The following is a 1,906-nucleotide window of genomic DNA, read 5'->3' on the forward strand; positions in this document are numbered from 1 at the left end:
TGGCTTCTGGGAGTTGGGATAACACAGTGCGACTGTGGGATGTGGCTACCGGACGGGAACTGCGCCAACTCACCGGAGATACAAACTGGGTGAGAAGCGTCAGCTTCAGTCCAGATGGTCAAACCCTGGCTTCTGGGAGTTATGATAACATCGTGCGACTGTGGGATGTGGCTACCGGACGGGAACTGCGCCAACTCACCGGACATACAAGCACTGTGTGGAGCGTCAGCTTCAGTCCTGATGGTCAAACCCTCGCTTCTGGGAGTTCGGATAACACAGTGCGACTGTGGGATGTGGCTACCGGACGGGAACTGCGCCAACTCACCGGAGATACAAACTGGGTGAGAAGCGTCAGCTTCAGTCCAGATGGTCAAACCCTGGCTTCTGGGAGTTATGATAACATCGTGCGACTGTGGGATGTGGCTACCGGACGGGAACTGCGCCAACTCACCGGACATACAAGCAGTGTGAATAGCGTCAGCTTCAGTTCAGATGGTCAAACCCTGGCTTCTGGGAGTTGGGATAACACAGTGCGACTGTGGGATGTGGCTACCGGACGGGAACTGCGCCAACTCACCGGACATACAAGCACTGTGTATAGCGTCAGCTTCAGTCCTGATGGTCAAACCCTGGCTTCTGGGAGTGATGATGGGGTGGTGCGGTTGTGGAGGGTAGGGTTTTAGTGGAGTTGCTCGGGTTTCACCCAACATTTGTGGATCGGGTTTCACCCAACATTTGTGGTGTTGGGTTCCGTACCTCCACCCAACCGACTTAACTATTGACGAAAAAATCAGCTAAAATGTTAGCCAACTATAGACACCGACTCAATGGTGTATTCCAGTTCAATAATTGAGAGGTCTAATTTTATGGTAACTACCCCTCAACCCACACAACCCACAAAGGTCATCTACCCTGATTCTGATGGAAATCCCATGGCTGAAAATACCCGCCAGTTTCGCTGGATTGTAGTCATTAAAGAGAATTTGGAGATTCTGTTTGATGATGATCCGAATGTCTTTATAGCGGGAGATTTGCTCTGGTATCCCATGGAAGGCAATAATAAACTGCGACAAGCACCTGATGCAATGGTGGTGTTCGGGCGACCAAAAGGCGATCGCGGTTCCTATAAACAATGGGAAGAAGGGAATATCCCTCCCCAAGTGGTGTTTGAAATTCTCTCCCCAGGAAATCGTCTCAAGGAGATGGTGAAGAAACAGCAGTTTTACGATCGCTATGGGGTGGAAGAATATTATATCTTCGACCCAGACCGTTTTGATTTTCATGGGTGGATACGCAATCAAACCGGTTCCCTGGAACTGATTGAGCAGGCGGAAAACTGGACGAGTCCCCGGTTAGGGATTCGCTTTGAACTGATTGACGAGCAGTTCACCATCTATCGTCCTGATGGTCAGCGATTTCTCACCCCCACAGAGTTAGCCAAAATCGCGGAACAGCAGCGCTTGGAAGCTGAACAGCAGCGTCAGGAAGCCCAACAGCAGCGCTTGGAGGCTGAACAACAGCGTCAGGAAGCCGAACAACAGCGTCAGCGGGCGGAGTTAGCGGAAACGCGGCTGCGGGAATTGGAGGCTCGCTTACAGCAACTGGAAGGCGATCGCTCTTTGTAGGTTGGGTGAAACCCAACATTTGTTGCTCGGGTTTCACCCAACATTTGTAGGTTGGGTGAAACGAGGGTGAAACCCAGCATAACGGAGAGATGGTGGTGTTGGGTTCCGTACCTCCACCCAACCTACTTAAATAAGCGATCGCTCTTTGTTGCTCGGGTTTCACCCAACAGAGGTAGCTCGGGTGAAACCCAACATCATTGAGAGATGGTGGTGTTGGGTTCCGTACCTCCACCCAACCTACTTAAATAAGCGATCGCTCTTTGTTGCTCGGGTTTCACCCA

Annotated in this window: 2 protein-coding genes; both read left to right on the forward strand. The window is 51.3% G+C overall.

The genetic code is table 11. From position 1 onward, the window contains the following. A partial coding sequence (locus ACTIE0_RS24015) for a WD40 repeat domain-containing protein (RefSeq protein ID WP_439517026.1) occupies window positions 1-683 on the forward strand: 683 nt, incomplete at its 5' end. 183 nt (window positions 684-866) lie between these two features. Beyond that, window positions 867-1,625, forward strand: coding sequence for a Uma2 family endonuclease (locus tag ACTIE0_RS24020; protein WP_006668176.1), 759 nt, complete (start codon window positions 867-869; stop codon window positions 1,623-1,625). Window positions 1,626-1,906 lie beyond the last annotated feature (281 nt).

The sequence above is a fragment of the Limnospira sp. genome, assembly GCF_051859755.1.
Classification (GTDB): domain Bacteria; phylum Cyanobacteriota; class Cyanobacteriia; order Cyanobacteriales; family Microcoleaceae; genus Limnospira; species Limnospira fusiformis.